At 68.0% G+C, this 23,835-nt stretch carries 26 protein-coding genes and 1 tRNA gene; 12 read left to right on the forward strand and 15 right to left on the reverse strand.

Translation table 11 applies throughout. From position 1 onward, the window contains the following. Nucleotides 1-47: 47 nt before the first annotated feature. Nucleotides 48-1,151, reverse strand: coding sequence for an ABC transporter ATP-binding protein (locus ACIOTO_RS12650; protein ID WP_029262761.1), 1,104 nt, complete (start codon nt 1,149-1,151; stop codon nt 48-50). 231 nt (nt 1,152-1,382) lie between these two features. Between ACIOTO_RS12650 and ACIOTO_RS12655 the strand changes: the two genes are divergently transcribed. Together ACIOTO_RS12655 and ACIOTO_RS12660 are read left to right on the forward strand one after the other, a co-directional pair. Continuing rightward, on the forward strand, nt 1,383-2,315 hold the full coding sequence (locus ACIOTO_RS12655) for a thioredoxin domain-containing protein (protein WP_105711334.1): 933 nt from the start codon (nt 1,383-1,385) through the stop codon (nt 2,313-2,315). Between the two features lie 41 nt (nt 2,316-2,356). Further along, nucleotides 2,357-2,429 (forward strand) — tRNA-Thr (locus ACIOTO_RS12660). A 34-nt stretch (nt 2,430-2,463) separates the two neighbouring features. Here ACIOTO_RS12660 and ACIOTO_RS12665 read toward each other — a convergent pair. Next, the gene (locus ACIOTO_RS12665) at nt 2,464-2,787 is read right to left on the reverse strand and encodes a hypothetical protein (RefSeq protein ID WP_105711333.1); all 324 of its coding nucleotides are present in this window, start codon (nt 2,785-2,787) and stop codon (nt 2,464-2,466) included. Between the two features lie 206 nt (nt 2,788-2,993). Between ACIOTO_RS12665 and ppk2 the strand changes: the two genes are divergently transcribed. Together ppk2 and ACIOTO_RS12675 are read left to right on the forward strand one after the other, a co-directional pair. Beyond that, nucleotides 2,994-3,896 (forward strand): polyphosphate kinase 2, encoded by a 903-nt coding sequence (gene ppk2 / locus ACIOTO_RS12670; RefSeq protein ID WP_400858091.1) that lies wholly within the window; start codon nt 2,994-2,996, stop codon nt 3,894-3,896. A 45-nt stretch (nt 3,897-3,941) separates the two neighbouring features. Further along, nucleotides 3,942-4,895, forward strand: a complete 954-nt coding sequence (locus ACIOTO_RS12675) for an aldo/keto reductase (RefSeq protein ID WP_400858093.1) — start codon at nt 3,942-3,944, stop codon at nt 4,893-4,895. A gap of 4 nt (nt 4,896-4,899) precedes the next feature. On the opposite strand, the gene ACIOTO_RS12680 is transcribed toward ACIOTO_RS12675, so the two are convergent. The 5 genes from ACIOTO_RS12680 to ACIOTO_RS12700 all read right to left on the reverse strand — a co-directional run bounded on the left by ACIOTO_RS12680 (nt 4,900) and on the right by ACIOTO_RS12700 (nt 9,308). Beyond that, nucleotides 4,900-5,583 (reverse strand): response regulator, encoded by a 684-nt coding sequence (locus ACIOTO_RS12680; RefSeq protein WP_400858037.1) that lies wholly within the window; start codon nt 5,581-5,583, stop codon nt 4,900-4,902. Continuing rightward, on the reverse strand, nt 5,580-6,854 hold the full coding sequence (locus tag ACIOTO_RS12685) for a sensor histidine kinase (RefSeq protein WP_400858038.1): 1,275 nt from the start codon (nt 6,852-6,854) through the stop codon (nt 5,580-5,582). The genes ACIOTO_RS12680 and ACIOTO_RS12685 overlap by 4 nt, the downstream gene beginning before the upstream one ends. A 10-nt stretch (nt 6,855-6,864) precedes the next feature. Next, nucleotides 6,865-7,680: an ABC transporter permease gene (locus tag ACIOTO_RS12690; RefSeq protein WP_400858039.1), complete on the reverse strand. Its 816-nt coding sequence runs from the start codon at nt 7,678-7,680 to the stop codon at nt 6,865-6,867. Next, complete coding sequence (locus ACIOTO_RS12695; RefSeq protein WP_029262753.1) at nt 7,677-8,588, reverse strand: ABC transporter ATP-binding protein; 912 nt, start codon at nt 8,586-8,588, stop codon at nt 7,677-7,679. The genes ACIOTO_RS12690 and ACIOTO_RS12695 overlap by 4 nt, the downstream gene beginning before the upstream one ends. A gap of 93 nt (nt 8,589-8,681) precedes the next feature. Next, a complete protein-coding gene (locus ACIOTO_RS12700; protein ID WP_105711329.1) occupies nt 8,682-9,308 on the reverse strand; it encodes an SOS response-associated peptidase family protein in 627 nt (208 codons plus the stop codon). A 101-nt stretch (nt 9,309-9,409) separates the two neighbouring features. Here ACIOTO_RS12700 and ACIOTO_RS12705 point away from each other — a divergent pair, with 101 nt between their 5' ends. Continuing rightward, nucleotides 9,410-10,321 carry a DMT family transporter gene (locus tag ACIOTO_RS12705; protein WP_029262751.1) on the forward strand — a complete coding sequence of 304 codons (912 nt, stop codon included), beginning with the start codon at nt 9,410-9,412 and terminating at the stop codon, nt 10,319-10,321. Between the two features lie 4 nt (nt 10,322-10,325). On the opposite strand, the gene ACIOTO_RS12710 is transcribed toward ACIOTO_RS12705, so the two are convergent. Together ACIOTO_RS12710 and msrB are read right to left on the reverse strand one after the other, a co-directional pair. Beyond that, nucleotides 10,326-10,889, reverse strand: a complete 564-nt coding sequence (locus ACIOTO_RS12710; RefSeq protein ID WP_400858040.1) for a nitroreductase family protein — start codon at nt 10,887-10,889, stop codon at nt 10,326-10,328. After that, nucleotides 10,886-11,290 (reverse strand): peptide-methionine (R)-S-oxide reductase MsrB, encoded by a 405-nt coding sequence (gene msrB, locus ACIOTO_RS12715; RefSeq protein ID WP_029262749.1) that lies wholly within the window; start codon nt 11,288-11,290, stop codon nt 10,886-10,888. The genes ACIOTO_RS12710 and msrB overlap by 4 nt, the downstream gene beginning before the upstream one ends. Nucleotides 11,291-11,361: 71 nt before the next feature. Here msrB and ACIOTO_RS12720 point away from each other — a divergent pair, with 71 nt between their 5' ends. The 4 genes from ACIOTO_RS12720 (at nt 11,362) to groL (ending at nt 15,032) form a co-directional block, all read left to right on the forward strand. Continuing rightward, complete coding sequence (locus ACIOTO_RS12720) at nt 11,362-12,354, forward strand: DUF2332 family protein (protein WP_400858041.1); 993 nt, start codon at nt 11,362-11,364, stop codon at nt 12,352-12,354. 9 nt (nt 12,355-12,363) lie between these two features. Continuing rightward, the gene (locus ACIOTO_RS12725) at nt 12,364-12,621 is read left to right on the forward strand and encodes a DUF3263 domain-containing protein (RefSeq protein WP_091029088.1); all 258 of its coding nucleotides are present in this window, start codon (nt 12,364-12,366) and stop codon (nt 12,619-12,621) included. Nucleotides 12,622-12,709: 88 nt separating this feature from the next. Next, nucleotides 12,710-13,288, forward strand: a complete 579-nt coding sequence (locus ACIOTO_RS12730) for a LytR C-terminal domain-containing protein (protein ID WP_400858043.1) — start codon at nt 12,710-12,712, stop codon at nt 13,286-13,288. Nucleotides 13,289-13,412: 124 nt separating this feature from the next. Next, nucleotides 13,413-15,032 carry a chaperonin GroEL gene (gene groL, locus ACIOTO_RS12735; protein WP_029262745.1) on the forward strand — a complete coding sequence of 540 codons (1,620 nt, stop codon included), beginning with the start codon at nt 13,413-13,415 and terminating at the stop codon, nt 15,030-15,032. A gap of 68 nt (nt 15,033-15,100) precedes the next feature. Here the strand turns inward: groL and ACIOTO_RS12740 are convergent, their stop codons facing one another. From ACIOTO_RS12740 to ACIOTO_RS12750, 3 genes are all read right to left on the reverse strand, one after another. Beyond that, complete coding sequence (locus tag ACIOTO_RS12740) at nt 15,101-15,388, reverse strand: WXG100 family type VII secretion target (RefSeq protein ID WP_105711327.1); 288 nt, start codon at nt 15,386-15,388, stop codon at nt 15,101-15,103. A gap of 120 nt (nt 15,389-15,508) precedes the next feature. Next, nucleotides 15,509-17,209 (reverse strand): sensor histidine kinase, encoded by a 1,701-nt coding sequence (locus ACIOTO_RS12745; protein WP_400858045.1) that lies wholly within the window; start codon nt 17,207-17,209, stop codon nt 15,509-15,511. 59 nt (nt 17,210-17,268) lie between these two features. Continuing rightward, nucleotides 17,269-17,961: a response regulator transcription factor gene (locus tag ACIOTO_RS12750; protein WP_029262742.1), complete on the reverse strand. Its 693-nt coding sequence runs from the start codon at nt 17,959-17,961 to the stop codon at nt 17,269-17,271. A 94-nt stretch (nt 17,962-18,055) separates the two neighbouring features. Between ACIOTO_RS12750 and ACIOTO_RS12755 the strand changes: the two genes are divergently transcribed. Further along, nucleotides 18,056-19,072 carry a lysostaphin resistance A-like protein gene (locus ACIOTO_RS12755; RefSeq protein ID WP_400858047.1) on the forward strand — a complete coding sequence of 339 codons (1,017 nt, stop codon included), beginning with the start codon at nt 18,056-18,058 and terminating at the stop codon, nt 19,070-19,072. Between the two features lie 24 nt (nt 19,073-19,096). On the opposite strand, the gene ACIOTO_RS12760 is transcribed toward ACIOTO_RS12755, so the two are convergent. From ACIOTO_RS12760 to ACIOTO_RS12770, 3 genes are read right to left on the reverse strand one after another with little or no spacing between them, the layout of a single operon-like run. After that, nucleotides 19,097-20,737 carry a DNA repair helicase XPB gene (locus ACIOTO_RS12760; RefSeq protein ID WP_029262740.1) on the reverse strand — a complete coding sequence of 547 codons (1,641 nt, stop codon included), beginning with the start codon at nt 20,735-20,737 and terminating at the stop codon, nt 19,097-19,099. 36 nt (nt 20,738-20,773) lie between these two features. After that, the gene (locus ACIOTO_RS12765; protein ID WP_400858048.1) at nt 20,774-22,486 is read right to left on the reverse strand and encodes a helicase-associated domain-containing protein; all 1,713 of its coding nucleotides are present in this window, start codon (nt 22,484-22,486) and stop codon (nt 20,774-20,776) included. A 10-nt stretch (nt 22,487-22,496) separates the two neighbouring features. Beyond that, nucleotides 22,497-22,772, reverse strand: coding sequence for a multidrug ABC transporter ATPase (locus tag ACIOTO_RS12770; protein WP_105711324.1), 276 nt, complete (start codon nt 22,770-22,772; stop codon nt 22,497-22,499). A 118-nt stretch (nt 22,773-22,890) separates the two neighbouring features. Here ACIOTO_RS12770 and ACIOTO_RS12775 point away from each other — a divergent pair, with 118 nt between their 5' ends. Then, nucleotides 22,891-23,271: a cold-shock protein gene (locus ACIOTO_RS12775; RefSeq protein ID WP_029262737.1), complete on the forward strand. Its 381-nt coding sequence runs from the start codon at nt 22,891-22,893 to the stop codon at nt 23,269-23,271. Beyond that, a complete protein-coding gene (locus tag ACIOTO_RS12780; RefSeq protein ID WP_400858049.1) occupies nt 23,255-23,827 on the forward strand; it encodes a DUF3027 domain-containing protein in 573 nt (190 codons plus the stop codon). Before ACIOTO_RS12775 ends, ACIOTO_RS12780 begins: the two co-directional genes overlap by 17 nt. The last annotated feature ends 8 nt before the right edge of the window (nt 23,828-23,835 follow it).

The raw sequence follows: 23,835 nt of genomic DNA on the forward strand, positions 1-23,835 counted from the left end.
GCGGCGCAGGTGACCGAAGTCAGCCTGCGCCGCGTCTGTGGATCCGATCAGGCGGAGACGACCGGCTTGTCGTTCAGGCGCTCGCCGGACTCGATGTCGAACGCGTGCACGTGGCCCGGGTTCGCAGCGAGCGTGACCGTCTCGCCGGCGTTCGGGTGGCTGCGACCGTCGACGCGGGCGACGATGTCGCTGCGCTTGCCGTTGATCTCGGTGTGGCCGTAGAGGTAGCCGTCGGCGCCGAGCTCCTCGACGAGGTCGACGACGACGGGGAGGCCCTTGCCGTCGGCCGGTCCGACCGTGATGTCCTCAGGGCGCACGCCGACCGTGACCTGGCTGCCGTTCGCGCGGCCGACGGTGTCGCGGTCGAGCGGGACGACCTCGGACCCGAAGCGGATGCCGCCGTCGGCGAGGTCGGCTGCGAAGAGGTTCATCGCGGGCGAGCCGATGAATCCGGCGACGAAGACGTTGTTCGGCTTCTCGTACAGGTCGCGCGGGGAGCCGACCTGCTGGAGCAGACCGTCCTTGAGGACCGCGATGCGGTCGCCCATGGTCAGAGCCTCGGTCTGGTCGTGCGTGACGTAGACCGTGGTGACGCCGAGGCGACGCTGCAGCGAAGCGATCTGCGTACGGGTCTGCACGCGGAGCTTGGCGTCGAGGTTCGACAGCGGCTCATCCATGAGGAACACCTGAGGCTGACGCACGATGGCGCGACCCATGGCGACGCGCTGACGCTGACCACCCGAGAGGGCCTTCGGCTTGCGAGTCAGGTAGGGCTCGAGGTCGAGGAGCTTGGCGGCTTCGAGAACTCGGGATGCGCGCTCTTCCTTGCCGACGCCGGCGATCTTGAGCGCGAAGCCCATGTTCTCGGCGACGGTCATGTGCGGGTACAGCGCGTAGTTCTGGAAGACCATCGCGATGTCGCGGTCCTTCGGCGGGACGTCGGTCACGTCGCGGTCGCCGATGAGGATGCGGCCGGCGTTGACCTCTTCGAGGCCGGCCAGCATGCGGAGGGACGTGGACTTACCGCAACCGGAGGGACCGACGAGGACGAGGAACTCGCCGTCACCGACCTCGAGGTTCAGCTTGTCGACGGCCGGACGGGTTCCGCCGGGGTACAGGCGGGTGGCCTCGTCGAAAGTCACAGATGCCATTGTCTTTTCTCCTTCACCGGCAGGTACGTGCCGGACGATCCGTAGTGATGAAGCGGCGGGTGACCCCGCCGTGACCCCTCATTGGGTCGGGATCAGTATGACATGAACGGCGGTACCTGGGTATTTCTCAGCCTCACTGACTACCATCGAACTCGGCCGCGCGCAGCGGCGATCGTCGCTCGGCGGCGGTCGGGGCCAACCCGGACCCCCGTTGAGACTCACAGAGGAACGATGTCGAGCGACGAAACGCCGAACGTCCCGACGCCTCGCAATTCCCGCGAGGCCGTACGGGAGAAGGCTCAGAGAGTGCACGCCCAGCAGTCCAGGGCGCGTCTCATGCGACGGATCATCATCGGCGCGGTGGCACTCGTCGCGGTGGGTGCGATCGGCACGGCGGTGACCCTCGCGGTGTCCTCCCAGGTCACCAAGCCGCGGCTCACGCCGACCGGCATGGAGTCGGACGGCGTAGTCGTCACCGACCTCGAGTCGTTCGCGGGAACCGGCGCGGTGCCGGAGACCCCGTCTCCTGAGGCGACCGACGCCGGCGAATCGGCCAGCCCGACGCCGGAGCCGACGGCGTCCGGAAAGGTCGACATCCACGTGTACGTCGACTACCTGTCGCCCGACGCCGGGGAGTTCGAGCGTGCAAACGCCCGACAGCTCGCCGGTTGGATCGGCGAGGACGCGGTCACGGTCAGCTATCACCCGGTCGCCCTGCTCACCGCCAGTTCCAACGGAACCAAGTACTCGCTCCGCTCGGCTGCCGCTGCGGCCTGCGTCGCCACGCACTCGCCTGCCCAGTTCTACGCGTTCAACCATGACCTGCTCGACGACCAGCCCGAGGTCGGCAGCGACGGCCTCTCCGACGAGGACCTCGCGAACCTCGCCGGTGCTGTCGGCGTCGACAACGCCAAGGCCGTGCGGTCGTGCATCGAAGACGGCGACTTCGTCGGCTGGGCGAAGGAGGCGACGACCCGCGCTCTGGACGGACCGCTCGCCGGCTCTGACGATCTGGTGCTGACGGCAGCGCCGATGATCGTCGCGAACGGCGAGGCCTACGTGGGCGCGCTGGACGACCCGGCCGAGTTCTCGCAGTTCGTGCTCAGCGTCGCGAGCGATGCCTCGCGTGCGACGTCGACGCCTTCGCCCACCACGACCCCGTAGGTCGAAGCCGGGTCGATGCCATCGCTAAGCTGGTGGCACCCGCCGACTTGGCGCAATTGGTAGCGCACCGTACTTGTAATACGGGGGTTACGGGTTCGAGTCCCGTAGTCGGCTCTTCAATCCCTCACGAGAGTGGGGATCCGCGGATTCAGTTCTCAGCGGCGATCTCGGGTGCGTCCAGCACCTCGTCGATGAGGCTGATGCCGCCCGTGGAACTCGCGGACTGCATCAGGTCCTGGATCCATTTCGGATTCAGCTGCGGCGCCTCCGGCTCGTCGAAGGTGAAGCGGAGCGGTATCGACGGGTGCAGCCAGATCGTCGACCGTCCCATGGGCTGCCCTTCAGGGTGCCGCCACGAAAGAGTGAAACTCTCGTTGCGTCGGAGCTTCGTCGCGATGACGACCTTCAGATGCGCGAGTGCGCGGTCCTCGATGTGGATCTCGTCACCGCTGCCGTACTGGATCGTGCCCATGACAGAACGATAGTCGCCCCATGCGGATGGGCCGAATCCCTGTGCCCGCGCCGATGCCGAGGGTGCGAACCTGAAAACGCATTCCGATGTATCGCCTCAGTCGATGATATGTTACACATCAGGCAGGTTTCCTGGTGGGCCTCTAGATCGTGCCAGGTAGAAGACGCGCAGGTGGCCGCCTCCCCGCTCCGGCCACCTGCGCTTGCCTGCTTGGTTTCGGGGACCCAGACAGCAAGGGAGAGGGCGAGATCTTGAGCAGTGCACCCGATACGGCGACGGTCACTCCGGAGTGGCAACACGACTACCCGTACGCGAAGAAGCTCTCCACGGCGGAGTACGAACGAGAGAAGCGGTTGCTGCAGATCGAGCTCCTGAAGCTCCAGTCGCACATCAAGCACTCCTCCGAGCGCTTGCTCATCCTGTTCGAAGGACGCGACGCGGCGGGGAAGGGCGGGGCGATCAAGCGCTTCATGGAGCATTTGAACCCTCGAGGAGCCCGGGTCGTCGCGCTCGACAAGCCGACGGATGCCGAGCGTACGCAGTGGTATTTCCAGCGCTACATCGCGCACCTGCCTTCCGGCGGCGAGATCGTGATGATGGACCGCTCCTGGTACAACCGCGCCGGCGTCGAACGGGTCATGGGGTACTGCTCATCGGCCGAGTACGAAGAATTCATGCAGACCGCTCCGCAGTTCGAGCGGATGATCGTAGGGTCGGGCATCCGCCTCATCAAGCTGTGGTTCTCGGTGGGAGAGGCCGAACAGCGACGCCGGTTCAGGCGCCGTAGCGAGGATCCCGTCAAGCAGTGGAAGCTGAGCCCCACGGACCTTGCCAGCATCGACCGCTGGGCGGACTACACGGCGGCGAAGGAAGCGATGTTCTTTCACACGGACACGCCGACCGAGCCCTGGATCGTCATCAAGTCGAACGACAAGAAACGAGCTCGGCTCGAGGCGATGAGGTGCGTCCTCGCCCGATTCGACTACCCCGGCAAAGATCCACTGGTCGCTCACGCCCCGGACACGCGGCTCGTCGGGCGGCCCTCCCAGATCTACGACGAGGGCGAGACGCCCAGAATCGATTCCTCCCCTGCCGACCACGAAAAGTGACGTCATCCGGGAATGCGCGAAGACCGATCCGCGGTTGTCTTCGTCATGACTCGTATCGGCACCAGTGATCTTGACGTCCTCTCGCTCGCGCTCGGCGGCAACGTGTTCGGTTGGACAGCCGATCGCGATGCGTCGTTCGCGGTGCTCGATGCATTTGTGGACGGGGGCGGGGACTTCGTCGACACGGCCGATTCGTACAGCTCCTGGGTGCCGGGCAACGACGGTGGCGAGAGCGAGACGATCATCGGTGAGTGGCTCGCATCCCGCAAGCCATCCGGTGTCGTCGTCGCGACGAAGGTGAGCCAGCACCCGCAGTTCCGTGGCCTCTCCGGGGCGAATGTGCGAAAGGCGGCCGAGGCCTCGCTCCGGCGTCTCGGCGCCGATGAGATCGACCTGTACTACGCGCACTTCGATGATGAGAGCGTTCCGCTGGAAGAGACCGTCGCCGCGTTCGGACAGCTCGTCGAGGACGGGCTGGTGCGTCACGTGGCGGTGTCGAACTACTCCGCCGAACGCATCAGAGAGTGGATCGAGATCGCGCGTCGCACGGGCGTCGCTGCGCCGGTCGCCGTTCAGCCCCACTACAACCTCGTTCATCGCAATGAGGTCGAGGACACCATCATCCCGGTCGCCGAGGAGTTCGAGCTCGGGCTTGTTCCCTACTACGCGCTGGCGAGCGGATTCCTGACCGGCAAGTACCGCTCGACCGATGTCGCGGGGCAGGACTCCCCGCGTGCGCAGGGCGCCGCGAAGTACGCGACCGAGGCGGGCCTGCGCGTCATCGATGCGCTCGAGCAGATCGCCGAGGCCCACGGCGTGTCGATCGCCGCGACGTCCCTCGCCTGGTTGCGGGCGCAGCCGACCGTGGTCGCGCCGATCGCGAGTGCTCGCACGGTCGCGCAGGTGCCCGACCTTCTGGCGGGTGCTCGCCTCGAACTCTCCACCGACGAGGTGGGGCTGCTCGATCGGGTCTCTGAATGGACCCCCGCCGGCGCCTGATGCCTCAGGTCTCGTTTCCGACGAGGCCGAGTCTGTGCGCCAGGATCACGGCGTGGATGCGGTCGCGCGCGTGGAGCTTCGCCAGCACCCGGCCGACGTGCGTCTTCACGGTGGATTCGCCGACGTAGAGGGTGTGGGCGATCTCGGCGTTGGTCAGCCCGCGTCCGATCGCGAGGAATACGTCTCTCTCGCGTTCGGTGAGCGAGTCCAGTGCCGCGCTCTCCGCGGCATCCGGTGTCGGGGAGGACGAGGCGCTGAGCTGCGGGGTCACGTGCTCGAGGAGCATCCGCGTGATCCGGGGAGAGAGCGCGGCATCGCCACGGTGTACGGCGCGGACGGCGGAGATCATCTCGTGACGCTGAGCGTCCTTGAGGAGGAAGCCGCTGGCACCGGCACGGATGGCGCCGAAGGCGTATTCGTCGAGGTCGAACGTGGTCAGCACGAGCACTTTCGTCTGAGGGCGATCCCGCACGATGCTCTCGGTGGCAGCGATGCCGTCCAGCTCCGGCATGCGGATGTCCATGAGCACCAGGTCGGGTGCGAGTGCGGCGCTCTGCGCGATCGCCGCCCGCCCGTCGCCGGCCTCACCGACCACGACGATGTCGCTCTCCGCTTCGAGGACCATCCGGAACCCGACGCGAATCAACTCCTGGTCGTCCACCAGAAGCACCCTGATCGCATCCGTCATCCGTCGTCCTCCGTCGATTCGTCTTGTGGGGCGGGGGCAGCCGCCTTCGTCGGCAGCACAGCGCGCAGAACCCATCGTCCCCCGTCGGCCGGCGCGGACTCCACGCTTCCCTGCACGTGAGCGGCGCGCTCGGCGAGTCCGCGCAACCCGAAACCTTCGGTCCCGATGCCACCGGTCGCGCCGTCGTTGACGATGTCGATCGTCACGGAGTCCGGTGTGTACTCCAGCCGCACAGTGATGGCCGACGCGGTCGGGGCATGTCGCATCGCGTTCGTCACGCCCTCCTGCACGATCCGCCCGATCGCGTGGGCGACGGCGGGGGAGACTTCGGCCTGCCCCGCGACCGTGAGCGTCGCGGGGTATCCGGCGCGCTGCGCCGCCTCGACCGTGTCGCGCGGCGGCGCGGGCTTCATGGGCGCCAGGGGCAGCGGAGAGTCGTCATCCCGCAGCACACCGAGCATGGATCGCATCTCGGTCAGGGCCGCACGAGCGGTGTCGGCCGTGTGGATCGCCGCTCTGCGTGCCTGCTCGCGGTCGGGCGTCGCGGCGGCACCCTCGGAAAGCGCCACGATCACCGTCAGCGAGTGGGAGACGATGTCGTGCATCTCCCGAGCGATTCGGGCCCGTTCGGATGCGGCGGCGAGCTGCGCCTGCTGGTCACGCTCGACGAGCAGCTGCCGCGAGCGATCGATGACGGCCGACAGATAGCGCTTGCGGCCGCCGACGTTGACGCCGATGAGTGTGCCGATCAGACCGAGCACGATGTAGCTGAGCGCGGTGTCGAGTCCGTTCTGCATCACGATCACGCCGGTGAGCATCAGGAGCCCGCTGAGCAGGAGGAACCACACCGCGCCGATTCCGTAACAGGTCCAGGCGGTGCGTGACGACCGGTAGACCGCGAGACCGTAACAGGCGACGAGTAGCAGGATGGTGCCACTGGACGGCCCGGTGAACAGACTGGCCGTCCCCAGGATCATGGCCGCGAAGAAGGGAACGAGCGGCGCCCGCCGTCGCCACAGCAGTGTGCTGCACGCCATGACGACCATGGCCACGGTTGCGATGTTGAGCGCGATGTAGGCGGATTCAGGGACGGACTCATCGACGAACCGACCCGCCGGGGCGAGCGAGAGGAACAGGCAGAACAACGTCAGCAGGACGTCGGCGAACACCGGATGACGGGCCCAGTATCGGCGGAAGAGGCCCGGCGCACGCGGAAGCCGCAGCTCCTCGTCCTCTCGGATCGAGTCGCTGCGGCTTCGCGTTCTGCTCACAGGGGCGACTTTACGCGTCGCGGGTGCGCAGCACGCCCCACGCGACGAGGGCACCGCCGGCGACCCAGCAAGCCAGAGTCAGGAACGCGACCGGGGCATCGAGTGTCGCGCCGTCGCTCGGCAGGATCGCGCTCTGCGCAGCTGCTACGGGCAGGTATGCGGATGCGTCGATGACCCATGCCCACGCCTCGCCGGCGAACGAGAAGAAGTTCGCCACGATCGGCAGGACGAACAGGACGCCGACGGTCGCTGCGATGGCTCCGGCCCCCGAACGCAGGATGAACCCGAAGGCGACTCCGATCAGAGCGAACACCGCCATGGCGAGGGAGGAGACGACGATGGGCAGGAACGACGCGGCCGGGTCCGACCACTCGATGCTCTGGTCCCGCGGCGCCACGATGAGCGAGACCGCGACGGCTGCGAGACCGAAGATCACCAGGGACGACAGGAACATGAAGACCGCGAGCACGGTCGACTTGGCCGCCAGCACCGATCCGCGGATCGGGTTCGCCGTGAGCGTCGAACGGATCATTCCGGTCGAGTACTCGCCCGTCACGGAGATCGCGCCGATGATGCCGGCGAGCAGCATCGTGAACTGGATTGGCATGACGACGGCCTGGATCGGCTCGAACCCCGGCATGTCGACCGCCTGTGCGATCAGCACGGAGATCCCGATGGTGAGGGCCGCGGCGATCCCGATGGACCACCACGTCGAGCGGAGGGTGGCGAGCTTGATCCACTCGCCACGCAGGGCGCGGACGAAGGTCAGCCGGCGACCGGTGTCGACGCGCGGCCGCGCGGGCGCGGGTGCCTGTGTCGTGGTCATGAGATCTCCTTGGTGCGGTACTCGACGGAGTCGCCGGTGAGGGCGAGGTAGGCGTCTTCGAGTGATCCGGTGGTGGGGGTGAGTTCGTGCAGCGGGATGCCGCGGTCCGCGGCGAGATCGCCGATGCGGGCGGCGGGGAGACCCACGATGTCGAGGAGGTCGGGAGCCGAGCTCACGATCTCCACACCCGGGCCGCCGACGACCGCGGCGAGATCGGTGGGTCGCGGGGTGCGCACACGCACGGTGTTCTGCGTCCAGGAGCGCACGAGTTCGGCCAGCGGAGCATCCGCCAGCACCCGGCCGCGACCCATCACGATGACATGGTCGGCGGTCTGCGCCATCTCGCTCATCAGGTGGCTCGACAGGAGCACCGTGCGTCCCTCGGACGCCGCGTGCCGGACGAACTGACGCACCCAGCGGACGCCCTCGGGGTCGAGGCCGTTGACGGGCTCGTCGAGGATGAGCGTGTGGGGGTCGCCGAGCAGTGCGGAGGCGATGCCGAGGCGCTGTCCCATTCCGAGCGAGAACTTCCCGGCTCGCTTGCGGGCCACCGACCCGATGCCCGCGAGGTCGATGACCTCGTCGACGCGGGAGGAGGGGATCCCGTGGGTCGCTGCCATCGCCCGAAGGTGATTGCGTGCCGTCCGCCCGGTGTGCACGGCCTTCGCGTCGAGGAGGACGCCGACCTCGGTGAGCGGCGCGCGAAGCTTGCGGTACTCGCGACCGGCGATCTCGGCGCGTCCGGACGTCGGCCGGTCGAGGCCCACGATCATGCGCATCGTGGTTGACTTGCCGGCACCGTTCGGACCGAGGAAGCCGGTGACGCTGCCCGGCTTGACGGTGAACGACACGTCATCGACGGCCGTCTTGTCTCCAAACCTCTTCGTGAGGCCTTCTGCTGTGATCATGAGGACAACGCTACGGAGCGTCGGGCCGCCGCGCGTCCTCCCCCGGTACCGTCCTCCGGAGCAGGATGTCCTCCCCGCGGCGGATGGATCGGCTCAGGAACGGGGACGGGCGTGGACCCGTGCGGCCACCTCGTCGGAGGCGAGGATCGCCTCGTCGATGATCTCCCTCGACGGTGGCGCCGTCAGCCAATCGTGACTCAGCGAGGCCGGGACGAGCAGCGGCATGCGATCGTGCAGATCGACGAGGTGGTCGGGAGCGGGGCGCATCACGATCGAATAGCACGTGTACCACTCGCCGTCGGCGGTGCGACCGCGCTGCGTGACCGCGGCCATGCCGAAGAGCGTGCCCTCGTCGATGAGGAACTCGTTCCACTGCCGCGACGGCTTCTGCATCTCGTACCAGCTGGTCGCCGGGACGATGGCCCGCGACTTCGCTCCGCCCGGGCGCTCCTGCAGGCGCTCGGATCGCGTGTTGATCGAGGGGAACTTCGCCGGCTCACCGTTCACGAGAAAGCCCCACCACGCGGGTTCCAATGTGGGAGCGGCATCGGGCTGCACGATCACCGGGTTGAGGTTGCGGAGGTTCTTCCCCGTCGGACGGATGGTCTCACCCGCGTTCCCCTCCGCCCAGACACGCAGGCCCTCGAGCACCGCATCGTCGGCGGCGGCGAGGACTTCCGCATCGGTGAACCGGGGATCGAGACCGTAGCTCGCGCACATGCCGTCAGCGTAGCCCCGGCCGCCGACATCCGTCACGTCACGGCGGGCTGGGGCTCCGATAAGGTCGACGGGTGCCAGAAACCCGTCGACTCCCCGCGCCCCTGGCACTCGGCGGGGCCGTCGCGATCGGAGTCATGACGGCGATCCAGGCCCGGATCAACGGCGTTCTCGGGGTGCGCGTCGATGACGGCATCGTGGCGGGCCTCCTCTCGTTCTCGGTAGGCCTGCTCGCACTGGTCGCCGTGATCTGCTGCATCCCCTCAGCCCGGCGCGGAGTAGGACGCCTCTGGAGCGGCATCCGACATCACACGATCCCGTTCTGGATGCTGCTGGGCGGGGCGTGCGGAGCCCTCACCGTCTCCACCCAGGGGCTGACCGCCGGGGTCCTCGGCGTCTCGCTGTTCAGCGTCGGCGTCGTCGCGGGCCAGACCCTGCACGGACTCGTGCTCGATCGGATCGGGTTCGGCCCTGCGGGCGTGGTCGCGGTCACCCCCGGCCGGGTCGCCGGCGGCGTTCTCGCGCTCGCCGCGGTCGGCATCTCGTTGTCGGGCGACGTGCTCGCCACCGCACCGCTGTGGATGCTGCTGCTGCCGTTCGCCGCCGGAGTCGGAATCGCGTGGCAGGCGGCCACGAACGGTCGCCTTTCGCAGCGTGTGCAGTCGCCGCTCGCCGCGACTCTGATGAGCTTCATCACCGGCACCGTCATCCTGCTGCTCGCGGCCGGGACGAGCATCGCCTTCCGCGGGATGCCCGATGCGCTCCCCGTCGAGCCGTGGCTGTACCTGGGCGGGTTCCTCGGCGCGGCCTACATCCTGCTCGGCGCGTTCATCGTCGCGCACACCGGTGTGCTCCTGATGGGGCTGGGCTCCGTGCTCGGGCAGCTTGTGACGTCGGTCGTGATCGACCTGATCTGGCCTCCGGCAGCAGGACCGGCCCTCTGGCAGGTCATCGCCATGGTCGTCGTCGCGGTGGCGTCCGTGATCGTCGCCGTTCCGCGAAGACGCCGCCGCTGACGCGCTACTTCTTCTTCGCCTTCTTCGCCCCGGCCTTCGGCATCCGCGTGATCAGCTTGCGTGCATCCACGGCCTTGCGGCGGCCGGGCTTCTTGCCCGCGGGCTTGCCTCCCACGTACAGCCAGCCGAGGAGTTCCTCGTTCTTGTCGAGGCCGTGTGCCTTGGCGACGGCCTTCGCGCGCGTGTAGTGCCCCGTGCGCCAGATCACACCCCAGCCGGCTTCATCGAGGAGCAGGCTCAGGGTGTGGGCGACTCCGGAGGCGACGGCCTCCTGCTCCCACCGCGGGACCTTCTCGCTCTTGCGATAGCTGGCGACGACCGCGATCAGCAGCGGTGCGCGCAGCGGCTTCGACGACGGGGTCACGTCTCCCTGAGCCTTGGCGATGGCAGCGCCGAGCATCTCGCGATCGGCTCCGCGCAGTTCGATGAGCCGCCACGGACGGAGCGAGGAGTGATCCGCGACGCGACCCGCTGCGGCGACGAACGTCAGCAGCTCTTCACGGCTCGGCGCCGTCTCGTCGACCTTCGACCAGGACTGACGCGCGCGGACCGCGTCGAGAGCACTCACGAGGCGTCGGGGGTGAAGTTCATCGCGATCGAGTTCATGCAGTAACGATCTCCGGTCGGCGTGCCGAACCCGTCGGGGAAAACATGACCGAGGTGCGAGCCGCAGTTGGCACAGCGCACCTCCGTTCGCACCATGCCCAGGCTGTCGTCCTCGATGAGTTCGACCGCGTCGGGGCGGATCGACTCGTAGAAGCTCGGCCAGCCGCATCCGGAGTCGAATTTGGTTCCGCTCTTGAAGAGCTCCGCGTTGCACGCCCCGCAGGTGTAGAGGCCTGCGCGCTCCTCATCGAGCAGCTCACCCGTCCAGGCCCGCTCGGTCGCGGCCTGACGCAGCACGGCGTACTGCTCATCGCCGAGCTCGCGGCGCCATTCGTCTTCGGTCTTGTCCACGCTGTACGACATGTGTCCTCCTCAGTCGATTCCATTCTCTCTCGTCGGACGAGGCCCCGGGCGCTGCGCGTCAGAATGGACGGATGACGGATGCCGTGCAGGAGCGCTACGCGCGATTCGCCCGTGACGAGGCTCCGGGGCGGAGCGCGCTCTATGCCGAGTGGGCGGCGGGGGTCGCCGGGGATGAGGAGGTGCGGCGCGTCCTGCTCCGGATCCCGGAGACGAGGCGCCAGCCGCCGCTGGTGTTCGCCGTCACCCGGCTGCTCGGCGTCCCGCTCGAGCCGTATGCGCGGTGGCGTGCTTTCGTGCTCCGGAATGCGGACGAGATCGTCGTCGAGTGCGCGCGCAGGTCTTTGCAGACGAACGAGCCCCTCCGTCTCGCGGCACTTCTGCCGGTGCTCTCCGAGATCGAGGGGCCGATCGCGCTTCTCGAGATCGGGGCGTCGGCGGGACTCTGTCTCTACCCCGATCGGTACTCGTATCGCTTCGTGGACGAGGACGGTGTGCTGCGCGCCGGCCTCGACCCGGCGGACGGCGTCTCGACGGTCGTGCTCGAGAGCCGGGTGACCGGTCCGCTTCCCGCGCTCCGGATGCCGGAGGTGGTGTGGCGTGCCGGGATCGACCTGGCGCCGCTCGATGCCGCCGACGAACGCGATCGGCGTTGGCTGCGCGGTCTCGTGTGGCCGGGGGAGCCGGGGCGCGAGGAGCGCATCGAGGCCGCCCTCTACATCGCAGCCGGTGATCCTCCTCTTCTGGTCGAAGGGGACGCCGGCACGCACCTCGCCGCGCTGGCGTCGGCGGCACCCCCGCAGGCGACCCTCGTCATCACCACTCCTGGCGTGCTGGTGCACATCCCTCGGGTGGAGCGGACGGCGCTGATCGCGAGGATCTCGCGCATGGACGCCCGCTGGATCACGATCGATCCGCCCGCGGTGACCGACGCCTGGGAGCCGCCCGTCGATGCGGATCGGTGGCGGGGGTTCGTGGTGGCGCTCGACGGACGGGTCCGCGCGGCCGCAGATCCGCTCGGGCGATGGTGGGAGTGGCGACCCGGCCTGCCGGCGGATGCGTCCTAACCTGGAGCCATGCTCGGAGATCTCACGGAGCGCGATCGCGCGATCCTCGCCCTGGAAGCGGCATGGCCGCGCCACAGCGGGGCGAAGGAAGAGATCATCCGCGCCCAGCTCGGGATGAGCGCCGCACGCTACTACCAGCTGCTCGGACGACTGATCGAGTCCGAAGCCGCTCTCGAATACGATCCGATGCTGGTACGCCGCCTTCGCCGCATCCGCGATTCGCGTGCGAACCGGCGCACGGCACGGCTGCCCGGCTTCGTCGGCTGAGGCTTCTCTGACCGAAGGGTCGGCCGCGCGTGCGGGGCCACATGTGCGGCGACACGGATTGACAGGAAGGTGCCGCTAGCATCGAGGGGTGTCAAAGCCCACCCGCGATCGCTTCGATGATGCTCCCCGTACGTCCGGACGGGTGGGAGCACACCGTGCCGAAGCGCCGGGGATGAACGGCTGGGTCGTGCTGCTCTGGTCGTTCGTGGCCGCACTCGTCCTCATCATCGCCGGCATCTTCGGCTCGCTGGTGGTCATGGGCCGTGTCTCGCTGTTCCCCGACGCGGCGCCGAGCGCTGTTCCGACGCCGGAGGAGACGGGGATCGTCGACCCCAGCATCTCGGTGATGATCCTGAACGGCACGCCCGACGAGGGCGCCGACACGCGCATGCGCGACACGCTCATCAACAACGGCTGGGCTGCTGACAACGTCTTCGCGGGCGACAGCTCCAGTCAGGATTTCGCCAACACGACCGTGTTCTACGTCGAAGACGCGGACGAACTGGCAGCCGTCGGTCTGGCTGATCTCCTCGACGGTGCAGCCGTGCAGCAGAGCGACTATTACTCCGGTCAGACGGAGGACGGACAGACGCAGTTCACCGTCGTGATCGGCCTCGATCGGTCGACCTCGGCACCTGAGACGCCGGAAGAGGCGCCTGCCTCCTGACGTCGGGATGCGCCCCGCCTCCGGCGGCTTGCACTCGAAGGTGTCGAGTGCCAGAATGGCGTTAGCACTCTCACACTCTGAGTGCTAAACCCAACGTCTACGTCCAGGAGGGACGAAAAAACTCATGGCAAAGATCATTGCTTTCGATGAGGAGGCCCGCCGCGGCCTCGAGCGCGGCCTCAACATCCTCGCCGACGCGGTCAAGGTGACCCTCGGCCCGCGCGGTCGCAACGTCGTCCTCGAGAAGAAGTGGGGCGCTCCCACGATCACGAACGACGGTGTCTCCATCGCCAAGGAGATCGAGCTGGACGACCCGTACGAGAAGATCGGCGCGGAGCTCGTCAAGGAGGTCGCGAAGAAGACCGACGACGTCGCGGGTGACGGCACCACCACCGCCACGGTCCTCGCACAGGCTCTGGTCCGCGAGGGCCTGCGCAACGTCGCAGCCGGCGCCGACCCCATCTCGCTCAAGCGCGGCATCGAGAAGGCCGTCGCCGCGATCACCGAGGAGCTCCTCTCGAGCGCCAAGGAGATCGACTCCAAGGAGCAGATCGCCGCCACGGCATCCATCTCCGCTGCAGACCCGGCGATCGGCGAGCTCATCGCCGAGGCGATCGACAAGGTCGGCAAGGAAGGCGTCGTCACCGTCGAGGAGTCGCAGACGTTCGGCACCGAGCTCGAGCTCACCGAGGGCATGCGCTTCGACAAGGGCTACCTGAACCCGTACTTCGTCACGGACCCGGAGCGTCAGGAAGCGGTCTTCGAAGACCCGTACATCCTCATCGCGAACCAGAAGGTCTCCAACATCAAGGACCTGCTGCCCATCGTCGACAAGGTGATCCAGGACGGCAAGGAGCTCGTCATCATCGCCGAGGACGTCGAGGGCGAGGCTCTCGCGACGCTCGTGCTGAACAAGCTCAAGGGCATCTTCAAGTCGGTCGCCGTCAAGGCTCCCGGCTTCGGCGACCGCCGCAAGGCGCAGCTGCAGGACATCGCGATCCTCACCGGTGGTCAGGTCATCACCGAAGAGGTCGGCCTCAAGCTGGAGAACGCCACGCTCGACCTGCTGGGCCGTGCGCGCAAGGTCATCGTCACCAAGGACGAGACCACGATCGTCGAGGGCGCCGGTGAGGCAGACCAGATCGAGGGTCGCGTCACGCAGATCCGTCGCGAGATCGAGAACACCGACAGCGACTACGACCGTGAGAAGCTGCAGGAGCGTCTGGCGAAGCTCGCCGGTGGCGTCGCCGTCATCAAGGCGGGCGCGGCCACCGAGGTCGAGCTCAAGGAGCGCAAGCACCGCATCGAAGACGCCGTCCGCAACGCGAAGGCAGCCGTCGAAGAGGGCATCGTCCCCGGCGGTGGCGTCGCGCTGATCCAGTCGGGCACGAAGGCTCTCGACGGCCTGACGCTCTCGGGCGACGAGGCGACCGGTGCGAACATCGTTCGCGTCGCGATCGAGGCTCCGCTCAAGCAGATCGCGCTGAACGCCGGTCTCGAGCCGGGTGTCGTCGCGAACAAGGTCTCCGAGCTCCCCTCGGGTCAGGGCCTCAACGCGGCCACCGGTGAGTACGTCGACATGTTCGCTGCGGGAATCATCGACCCGGCGAAGGTGACCCGCTCGGCGCTGCAGAATGCAGCCTCGATCGCGGCTCTCTTCCTCACCACCGAGGTCGTCGTGGCTGACAAGCCCGAGAAGGCTGCTGCTCCGATGGGTGACCCGTCGGGCGGCATGGACTTCTGATCCAGCCCTCATGACAGAACGCCCCCGGCTCCGGCCGGGGGCGTTCTGCGTTTTGTATCAGGCGAGGTTCAGCGGAACAGGCTGGCCGAGTACTGGTCGGCGTCCGCGTACTGAGAGGCTGCCGACCCGAGCGAGGTGCCGATCGAGTCGAGCACCTGCTCGACATGGAGCTGCGCGCCCTGCCACTGCTCCGCACATCCCTGGAAGGCGGTGGATGCACTGCCGACCCAGGAGGACTGCAGCTGCCGCAACTGGGCCATGAGCGTGGCCGACTCGGTCTGCAGTCGTTCGATGGTGGCTCTGGTCGCTCCGTGCGCGGCGTGGACGGCTTCGGTGTCGACGGTGAAGACGGACATGAGAACTCCTTCTGTTGGAGTTCCGACGCTAGGCGGGCTGGCCCCGCCCGCTCCGTCCCCAGGCCACTCGCGCACAGCGGGTGTGCAGAACCACGAGCCACGGCGGGTCGTGCAGAGTCGTCAGGGCAGGTCGAGCCGTTCCAGGGGCTGGGTGTCCTCGAGAAGGTGCTCGGGTGTGGCGCGGGCAGGCGCGAGAGGAAGCGTGACCGTGAACGTCGCTCCACCTCCCGGAGTCTCCGAGACGTCGACGCCGCCGTGCAGCGCCTTCATGATCGACGCGACGATCGCGAGCCCGAGGCCGGAACCGCCGGTCTCGCGTGCGCGGGACGTGTCGGCGCGCCAGAAGCGCTCGAAGATCTGCTCCCGGATCTGCGGGGGGATACCCTCGCCGTGGTCCACGATCGAGATGCTGCCGGTGCCGAGCACCCGGTCAGAATCGACGACGATCTCGATCGGGCCGTCCTCGGGGGAGAAGCGGCGGGCGTTCCCCAGCAGGTTCGTCACGACCTGCCGCACCTTGTTCTCTTCGCCCAGAACGATCGGCGGGGTGCGCACGGGGATGTCGGGGATCTCGGTGAAGTCGATCGCCGGTGCCCGATCCGGCTGCCGCGGACGACGCCGCAGGCGCGAAAGCGCGGTGCGGGAGAGCCCTCGTGCGGGCGGTGTCGCCCGCTGATCCGGTTGAGGAGCAGCCGTGTCCTGTAGCTGGATGGGCGACATCGCCTCGACCGTGCGATCGATCACCGTCACTGTCCGCCCCGGTGCTGCGGCGCGCAGATCGAGAGCGGCGTCCCGGGCGATCGGTCGCAGGTCGAGCGCGACGATCTCGGGCTCGCGCTCTTCGTCCAGACGTGCGAGCGCGAGGAGGTCCTCCACCAGGACACCCATGCGGATGGCCTCCTTCTCGATGCGCTCCATGGCTCTGGCGGTGTCCTCCTCGCCCTTGATCGCCCCCATGCGATACAGCTCCGCATAGCCGCGCACGCTCACGAGCGGCGTGCGCAGCTCGTGGCTCGCGTCCCCGATGAATCGTCGCATGTGCTGAACGCTGCGGTCGCGCTGCGCGAGTGAGCCGTCCACGCGATCCAGCATCGTGTTGATCGCGGTGTTCAGCCGCCCGACCTCGGTGGTCGGCTCGAGGTCGGTCAACCGCTGCCGGAAGTCGCCTGCCGCGATGGACATGGCCGTCGCCTCGACCTGACCGAGCCTGCGGAAGGTGAGTGTGACGAGCCCCCGGGTGAGGAGTGCCGCGATGAGGATCGTGATCAGCGCGATCGTGATGTAGATGCCGAAGTACTGGCTGATGATGCGGTCGGCGGGTGCGAGCGGCAAGGCGACCAGTTGGATGCGCAGAGCACCGCCCTCCGACCCCACCACCGCGACGGCGCCATGGAAGACGCTGCCGTCTGCGCCGGGGATCTCGAGCGGAATCTGATCGGTGTCTTCGGTCGCCTTGGCGAGTGAGTATTCCGAGGGGAAGAGAGGGGCCTGACCCGACGTGCCTCGCGCAGTGGCACGGAGCACCCCTGTCGCGTCGTAGATCGCGAAAGAGAAGTCCCGCGGCTTCTCTTCACGCGGCGTATAGGTCGTGACGCCGTCGACCGTCGTGGCATCGAAGTACCGTTCGACCAGATCGCTGGAGACCAGTGCGGGCAGCTGCGCATCGATGTTGGCGACGAGCGCGTTGCGGAGGATCGGTACGGTTCCGAGACCCGCGACGAGAAGACCGAGAGCGAGCACCGCCACAGTGACCCCGGTGACCTTCGCGCGCAGGCTGATGCGGCGCCACCAGGCGGTGACCGCATCGGGCTTGCTCGCCATGCGGTCCTCCTCGGGCGTTCTGTACGCCGTGGGACGGCGCCGGTGGTCGGGGTCGGTCGTCAGACCGACTTGCCGACCTTGAGCATGTATCCGAACCCGCGCTTGGTCTGGATGAGCGACTCTTCGGTGTGCGGGTCGATCTTGCGACGCAGGTACGAGATGTAGCTCTCGACGATCCCGGCATCGCCGTTGAAGTCGTACTCCCACACGTGATCGAGGATCTGTGCCTTCGACAGAACGCGATTCGGGTTGAGCATCAGGTAGCGCAGCAGCTTGAACTCGGTCGGGCTGAGTTCGATCGGCTCCTTGCCCACATGGACATCGTGCGTGTCCTGATCCATCGACAGCTCGCCCGCTCGGATGATCGACTCCTCGTCGGCCTGCATCGTGCGCCGCAGGATCGCCTGCGCCCTCGCGACGATCTCGTCGAGGCTGAAGGGTTTGGTGACGTAGTCGTCGCCGCCCGCGTTGAGGCCCTCGATCTTGTCCTCGGTCCCGTCCTTCGCCGTGAGGAACAGGATCGGTGCGGTGAACCCGGCGCCGCGGAGACGCTTGGTGACGCTGAACCCGTTCATGTCCGGGAGCATGACGTCGAGGATGATCAGGTCCGGCTCCTCTTCGAGGACGGCCGAGATCGTGGCGGCGCCGTTGGCCACCGTCTTCACCTGGAATCCGGCGAAGCTGAGACCCGTCGAGAGCAGGTCACGGATGTTGGGTTCGTCGTCGACGACCAGGATGCGCGGAGCAGTCATGTCCCCATTATGGTGACTTCGGCCATGCAGTTGCTGACTATTGTCCGGAACGGCGCGGAGTCGCGCACCTCTGCATCGTTGAGAGGATGGGAGCATGAGCTCGAACGAGGACGCCCCCGCCGCCCCCGCATCCGCCATCGCTCCGGCCGTGCCCTCGCCCGCCGAGCAGATCCCCTACCACCGTCTGGCACGCCTGCGACCGAGGTACCGCTGGTGGCGGATGCTCGTGACCGGAGTCGTCGGAGTGGCGCTCTACGTGGCGATCCTGCTCCTCCTGATCGTGCCGCTCGTCGTCGCCTCGCTGCTCGTGCCGGGTTGGGGAGCCGAGATGCAGGTTCTCCTCACGACGGTGCAGTACTTCGACCTCGATCGCCCCTGGCTCTTCCTCGCACTGGTGCTGCCCTTGATCCTGATGATCCCCGCGCTCCTGCTCGCGTCGCGCATCGTCGAGGGGCGCGGCGTCGGCCTGTTGTCCTCTGTCACCGGACGGTTGCGCATGGGGTGGCTCGTCCGGAGCCTGCTGCTGGCACTCGCGGTGTTCGTCGTCTACTTCGCGGTCGTGCTCGGCGGGCCGGCCGCCACGGGCGAGGTGATCGTCGTCGACTTCTCCCACCCGGCGCTATGGGTCATGGTGCTGCTCGTGCTGCTGCTCATCCCGCTGCAGGCCGCCGCCGAGGAGTATGTGTTCCGCGGCTATCTGATGCAGCTCGTCGGTGGCTGGTTGCGGCATCCGGCCTTCGCCATCCTGCTTCCGGTGCCGCTGTTCGTGCTCGGGCACGGCTACGACATCTGGGGGGCGGCGAGCGTGGGCATGTTCGCGATCGTCGCCGCGTGGCTGACCTGGCGCACGGGCGGTCTGGAAGCGGCGATCTCCCTGCACATCGTGAACAACGCGCTCATCTTCCTGCTTGGCACCGTCAGCCTCGTCGATGCCAACGCCACCACGGGAACGCCCGTCGATCTGCTCGCGTCGACGGTCGCGATGGTCGTCTATGCGCTGCTCGCCGACCGGTGGGCGGGCAGGCTCGGCATCGTCCGCACAGCGAGCAGGGTGACGGGCGCCGACGTCGGAAGCGGAACCCATCGCCTGGACCCGATGCTGCACGGCTGAGCGGTACAGCCGCCGGAGGGAGGCTCAGGCTGCGATCGCGTCCGAATCCATGATCGTGTAGCTGTACCCCTGCTCGGCCAGGAAGCGCTGGCGGTTCTGCGCATAGTCCTGGTCGATCGTGTCGCGCGCGACGAGGGTGTAGAAGCTTGCGGTGTGTCCGGACTGCTTGGGGCGCAGCAGTCGACCGAGTCGCTGCGCCTCCTCCTGGCGGGAACCGAACGAGCCGGACACCTGGATGGCGACCGAGGCCTCCGGCAGGTCGATGGAGAAGTTCGCGACCTTCGACACGACGAGGAGCGAGATCTCGCCCTCGCGGAAGGCGCGATAGAGCTCCTCGCGCTCGTCGATCGGGGTCGCACCCGTGATCTGGGGAGCATCCAAGGCGGCCGACAGCGACTCGAGCTGATCGAGGTACTGTCCGATCACGAGGATGCGCTCGCCCTGATGCTTCGCGATCAGCTCGCGCACCGCCTTGACCTTGGCCGGAGCGGATGCCGCGAGTCGGTACCGTTCGTCGTCGGTGGCAGCGGCGTACTCGAGGCGGTCGCTCGGCGGGAGGTCTACGCGCACCTCGTAGCAGGCGGCGGGGGAGATGAAGCCCTGCGCCTCGATCTGCTTCCACGGGGCGTCGAAGCGCTTGGGGCCGATGAGGCTGAACACGTCGCCCTCGCGGCCATCCTCGCGCACGAGGGTCGCGGTGAGTCCGATACGGCGGCGGGCCTGGAGATCGGCGGTGAGCTTGAACACCGGCGCCGGCAGCAGGTGGACCTCGTCGTACACGATGAGGCCCCAGTCGAGGGCGTCCAGCAGCGCGAGATGAGCGTACTCGCCCTTCCGCTTGGCGGTGAGGATCTGATAGGTCGCGATCGTGACGGGCTTGACCTCTTTGGCCTGGCCCGAGTACTCGCCGATCTCTTCGGGAGTGAGGCTCGTGCGTTTCAACAGTTCGTCGCGCCACTGTCGCGCGGAGACGGTGTTGGTGACCAGGATCAGCGTGGTGGTCTTGGTCGCCGCCATCGCGCCGGCGCCGACGATCGTCTTGCCCGCGCCGCAGGGCAGGACCACGACGCCCGATCCGTCCTTCGAGAAGGCGTCGACGGCGTCCTGCTGATAGGGGCGGATGTGCCAGCCGTCCTCGGCGAGGTCGATCTCGTGCGGAGTGCCCGGTGTGTAACCGGCGAGATCCTCGGCAGGCCAGCCGATCTTCAGCAGTTCCTGCTTGATCTGCCCGCGCGCCCAGGCGTCCACCACGAAGACCTCGGGAGTCGGATGCCCGATCAGGAGGGGCTGAATGCGCTTGTTGTTCGCGACCTGGGCGAGCACGGCGGGGTCGGAGGAGCGCAGGATGAGGGTTCCCTCGTCGTCGCGCTCGATGACCAGCCGGCCGTAGCGGTTCACGGTCTCGCGCAGATCGACGGAGACCGACGGCGGAACGGGGAAGCGCGACCAGCGATCGAGCGTCTCCAGCATGTCTTCCGCGGTGTGCCCGGCGGCGCGTGCGTTCCACAGTCCGAGGCGGGTGATCCGGTAGGTGTGGATGTGCTCGGGGGCTCGTTCCAACTCGGCGAAGATCGCGAGTTCGTGGCGGGCGCTCTCGGCGTCGGCGTGGGCGACTTCGAGCAGCACGGTGCGATCGCTCTGGACGATCAGGGGGCCATCAGACATAGCTGTCCAGTTTACCGGTCGCGAGAGGCCCTGGGCCTACGGCGCGACGATCGTCGCTGCGAGGATGCTCGACACCGGGAGCGTGCGCTCGACGTCGGCCGCACGGTCCCGGCCGCGAAGACGACCACCACCCATCCCCGTGGCTTCAAGGAGGAGTTCTCGGGTGGAGCCGTCCGGCATCCCGACCGTGACCTGGAGGACGGATTTCGCGCGCACCGCCGCCTCGAGCTCCCGGTCGAGCCAGGCGGCGTCGGCATCCGGGCCCTGGTGCGAACGCAGGCGTGTGATGAGGGGGGTGAGATCCAGGGTGTCCAGGTCGGGCAGCGTCGCCGGGGCGGCGGGGTGCCGTTCGCGCACCAGGAGAGCACCGTCCGCGCCGACCAGAGTCGCCGGATACCTCGCGTCGGTGAGCGCCCAGTACACCGTCTCGCGGCTGACGCGGGTGGTGAGCGACCCGACGTGCACCGCGAGCGCGAGCGGACGCAGCGACTGGTCGACGGCCATCGCCTGGATGAGGTGCGAATCCGTGCTCTCGATCCGCGTGCGACCGGTCTCCTCATCCGTGAACACGCGGACGAGGCCGTGCCGTTGAGCGGTCTGTGCGATCAGGTAGCCGAGCGGCTGCGGTATGCCTGTGAGGGAGAGGGAGCCGAGGAACTCGAGGATCGACTGCTCGGTCTCGCCGGCGACGAACGCGTGCGCCACCGATTCCGTGGTGAACCGGTACGACGATGCCTGGGCCGCTGACTCGCGGGCGGCGATCGTGCGAAGACGCACATCGAGTGCGGGTTCCAGCGGACCGGGGGCGATCGCCGTGAGGTCGTTCTGCAGGAAGATCCGGTCCACTTCCGCCGGCAGCAGCCGCACGAGGGCCCGAGCGTCGGCATCGCCTCCGGTGCGCAGCCCGACGGCCCATTCCGGTTCGCTGCCGTCTTCGGCGATCAACCCGAGCAGCCGCGCTGCCTCGTGCAGGACACGGGCGCGGTCGGGCCACGTCGGATCCCACGGATGCGCGTCGCTCCACGACTGTGGAGGCGTCCACCCGCCGTCGGGAGAACGGACGCCGCGCGGCAGGGCGTCGCGGAACGACGTCGCCAGCATGCTCCAGCGTTCGACCGCCGAGGAGCGCAGCCAGGCTTCTGCGGATTGGCTCGATCGCAGTCGGCGGTCCGCCGCGACCGCGAGCCCGGACTCGAGCGCGATCGACACGAGCGTGTCCACGATCTCCACGGGCACGCCGGCTTCGCCGAGCTGACGCTTCTCGCCGGCGTTCACGCCTCCGCCGGTGAGCAGCGAGAACGGATTCTCCCTCGCGACGAGAAGCAGGTCCGCGAGCACGGCGACCGTCGTGAACGCACGTTCTGCGGCGTGGGCCGATGCCGTCTCGGAGGAGGGGACGGCGGTCGGCTGATCGGCCGGGAGGTCCGGAACCGAGCGCCCCGCGAGCGCTGCGGTCACGGGGGGATACGGGGCGCCGTCCGCCCGGAGCAGGGCCAGTGCCGTCAAGCTCTCCTGCTGCACTCCGGCGCCCACGCCCGAGGCCGCGTCGATCAGCGCCTTCGCCTCCGCGGCGGTCAGCGAGGGAAGAACTTTCGACAGGGAGGTGGGGTCGAGGAGGGACTCGGCGGCGTCGAAGAAATCCTGCCAGCCGACGTCCGGTCGCACCCGGCGCGCTGTGAACAGTCGTCGGAGGTCATCGTCGCTCGCTTCCGACAGCCAATCCGCCAGCGGTCGCGCGTGAGTGCTCATGGCCGATGCCTCACGAACGCGAAGACGCGCGGCCCTTTCGGATGAAGCTCATCGTGAGGAGGGTGATGATCATCACGAAGGCGAGAGGAAGTCCCCAATAGGGGATCGCGGCGATGAGAGGCCACACGCCATGGCCGAAAGCCTCTTGATCCATGCCGACCCAGGTGCCGATGATGATGGCGAAGAAACACACCACAGCGGCAGCGGCGATTCCGAGCGCGCCGAAGGTCAGGAAGCGGTCCACCCGACGGATGGGGACCTCCGGCTCGGAATTCTGCGTGCTCATCCGTCCCAGCCTACTCGTACTGCGCCCATCGGTTCCGCGGGCCGTGCGACCGGTAGGCTGGGGGGACGCGCACGAGCGCGCCCACTGTTCTGCATATCGATCTCAGCGAGGTTTTCCCATGCCCACCGGCAAGGTCAGGTTCTACGACGAAGACAAGGGTTTCGGCTTCATCGCCAGCGATGACGGCCAGGACGTCTTCCTGCACGCCTCCGCGATGCCTACCGGCACCGCTGTGAAGGCCGGTGCGCGCGTGGAGTTCGGCGTCGCCGATGGCAAGCGCGGTCTCCAGGCTCTGTCGGTGCGTGTGCTCGAAGCGCCGCCCAGCCTGTCGAAGGCCAAGCGGAAGCCGGCCGATGACATGGCGATCATCGTCGAAGACCTCGTCAAGCTGCTCGACGGCATCGGCGGAGACCTGCGCCGCGGGCGCTACCCCGCCTCCGGACACGGCCGCAAGATCGCTGCCGTCCTGCGCAAGGTCGCTGATGACCTCGAAGCCTGACGCCGACGCGCGTCTCGTCGGCGCCCACGATCTCGCCCTGGCAGCGCTGGGCGAGATCACTCCCGCGTCCACGGTCGGTCCCGCAGCCGGGTACCTCATCGAAGAGGACGGCTCTGTGTCGTTGCGGTTCGAGAACCGTCTGGCCGGCTACCCCGGCTGGTACTGGACCGTGACCGTCGCGCAGGTCGATGAGGAGGATCCGACGGTCCTCGAGCTCGAGCTTCTGCCCGGCGACGGAGCCCTTCTGGCGCCGGAATGGGTGCCCTGGGCCGAACGTCTGGCCGAGTACCGCGCGCATCAGGTGGAACTCGCGGAGGCAGCGGCCGCCGCGGGCGGAGAGAACGCCGAGGACGCCGACGATCTCGATGACGAGGATGCTCTCGACGACGACATCCTCGACGATGACGACGATGAGCTCGACGATGACGATGACCGTGCTGCGGACATCCTCCACGCTGGCGATCTCGACGGGGTCGACATCGATGAGCTCGACGAATCCGACGACGACGCCGACGCCCTGGATGCGGACGCCGGCGAGGTCGACGAAGAGGAGTGAGTCCGGGC

It is taken from the genome of Microbacterium sp. NPDC087592 (assembly GCF_044743585.1).
In the GTDB taxonomy this organism is placed as follows: Bacteria; Actinomycetota; Actinomycetes; order Actinomycetales; family Microbacteriaceae; genus Microbacterium.

Coding starts and splice junctions, on each gene's coding strand:
- ACIOTO_RS12650 (WP_029262761.1), bottom strand. CDS start 1,151: ATGGCATCTGTGACTTTCGACGAGGCCACCCGCCTGTACCCCGGCGGA.
- ACIOTO_RS12655 (WP_105711334.1), top strand. CDS start 1,383: ATGTCGAGCGACGAAACGCCGAACGTCCCGACGCCTCGCAATTCCCGC.
- ACIOTO_RS12665 (WP_105711333.1), bottom strand. CDS start 2,787: ATGGGCACGATCCAGTACGGCAGCGGTGACGAGATCCACATCGAGGAC.
- ACIOTO_RS12675 (WP_400858093.1), top strand. CDS start 3,942: ATGACTCGTATCGGCACCAGTGATCTTGACGTCCTCTCGCTCGCGCTC.
- ACIOTO_RS12680 (WP_400858037.1), bottom strand. CDS start 5,583: ATGACGGATGCGATCAGGGTGCTTCTGGTGGACGACCAGGAGTTGATT.
- ACIOTO_RS12690 (WP_400858039.1), bottom strand. CDS start 7,680: ATGACCACGACACAGGCACCCGCGCCCGCGCGGCCGCGCGTCGACACC.
- ACIOTO_RS12695 (WP_029262753.1), bottom strand. CDS start 8,588: ATGATCACAGCAGAAGGCCTCACGAAGAGGTTTGGAGACAAGACGGCC.
- ACIOTO_RS12700 (WP_105711329.1), bottom strand. CDS start 9,308: ATGTGCGCGAGCTACGGTCTCGATCCCCGGTTCACCGATGCGGAAGTC.
- msrB (WP_029262749.1), bottom strand. CDS start 11,290: ATGTCGTACAGCGTGGACAAGACCGAAGACGAATGGCGCCGCGAGCTC.
- ACIOTO_RS12720 (WP_400858041.1), top strand. CDS start 11,362: ATGACGGATGCCGTGCAGGAGCGCTACGCGCGATTCGCCCGTGACGAG.
- ACIOTO_RS12725 (WP_091029088.1), top strand. CDS start 12,364: ATGCTCGGAGATCTCACGGAGCGCGATCGCGCGATCCTCGCCCTGGAA.
- groL (WP_029262745.1), top strand. CDS start 13,413: ATGGCAAAGATCATTGCTTTCGATGAGGAGGCCCGCCGCGGCCTCGAG.
- ACIOTO_RS12740 (WP_105711327.1), bottom strand. CDS start 15,388: ATGTCCGTCTTCACCGTCGACACCGAAGCCGTCCACGCCGCGCACGGA.
- ACIOTO_RS12745 (WP_400858045.1), bottom strand. CDS start 17,209: ATGGCGAGCAAGCCCGATGCGGTCACCGCCTGGTGGCGCCGCATCAGC.
- ACIOTO_RS12750 (WP_029262742.1), bottom strand. CDS start 17,961: ATGACTGCTCCGCGCATCCTGGTCGTCGACGACGAACCCAACATCCGT.
- ACIOTO_RS12755 (WP_400858047.1), top strand. CDS start 18,056: ATGAGCTCGAACGAGGACGCCCCCGCCGCCCCCGCATCCGCCATCGCT.
- ACIOTO_RS12760 (WP_029262740.1), bottom strand. CDS start 20,737: ATGTCTGATGGCCCCCTGATCGTCCAGAGCGATCGCACCGTGCTGCTC.
- ACIOTO_RS12765 (WP_400858048.1), bottom strand. CDS start 22,486: ATGAGCACTCACGCGCGACCGCTGGCGGATTGGCTGTCGGAAGCGAGC.
- ACIOTO_RS12770 (WP_105711324.1), bottom strand. CDS start 22,772: ATGAGCACGCAGAATTCCGAGCCGGAGGTCCCCATCCGTCGGGTGGAC.
- ACIOTO_RS12775 (WP_029262737.1), top strand. CDS start 22,891: ATGCCCACCGGCAAGGTCAGGTTCTACGACGAAGACAAGGGTTTCGGC.
- ACIOTO_RS12780 (WP_400858049.1), top strand. CDS start 23,255: ATGACCTCGAAGCCTGACGCCGACGCGCGTCTCGTCGGCGCCCACGAT.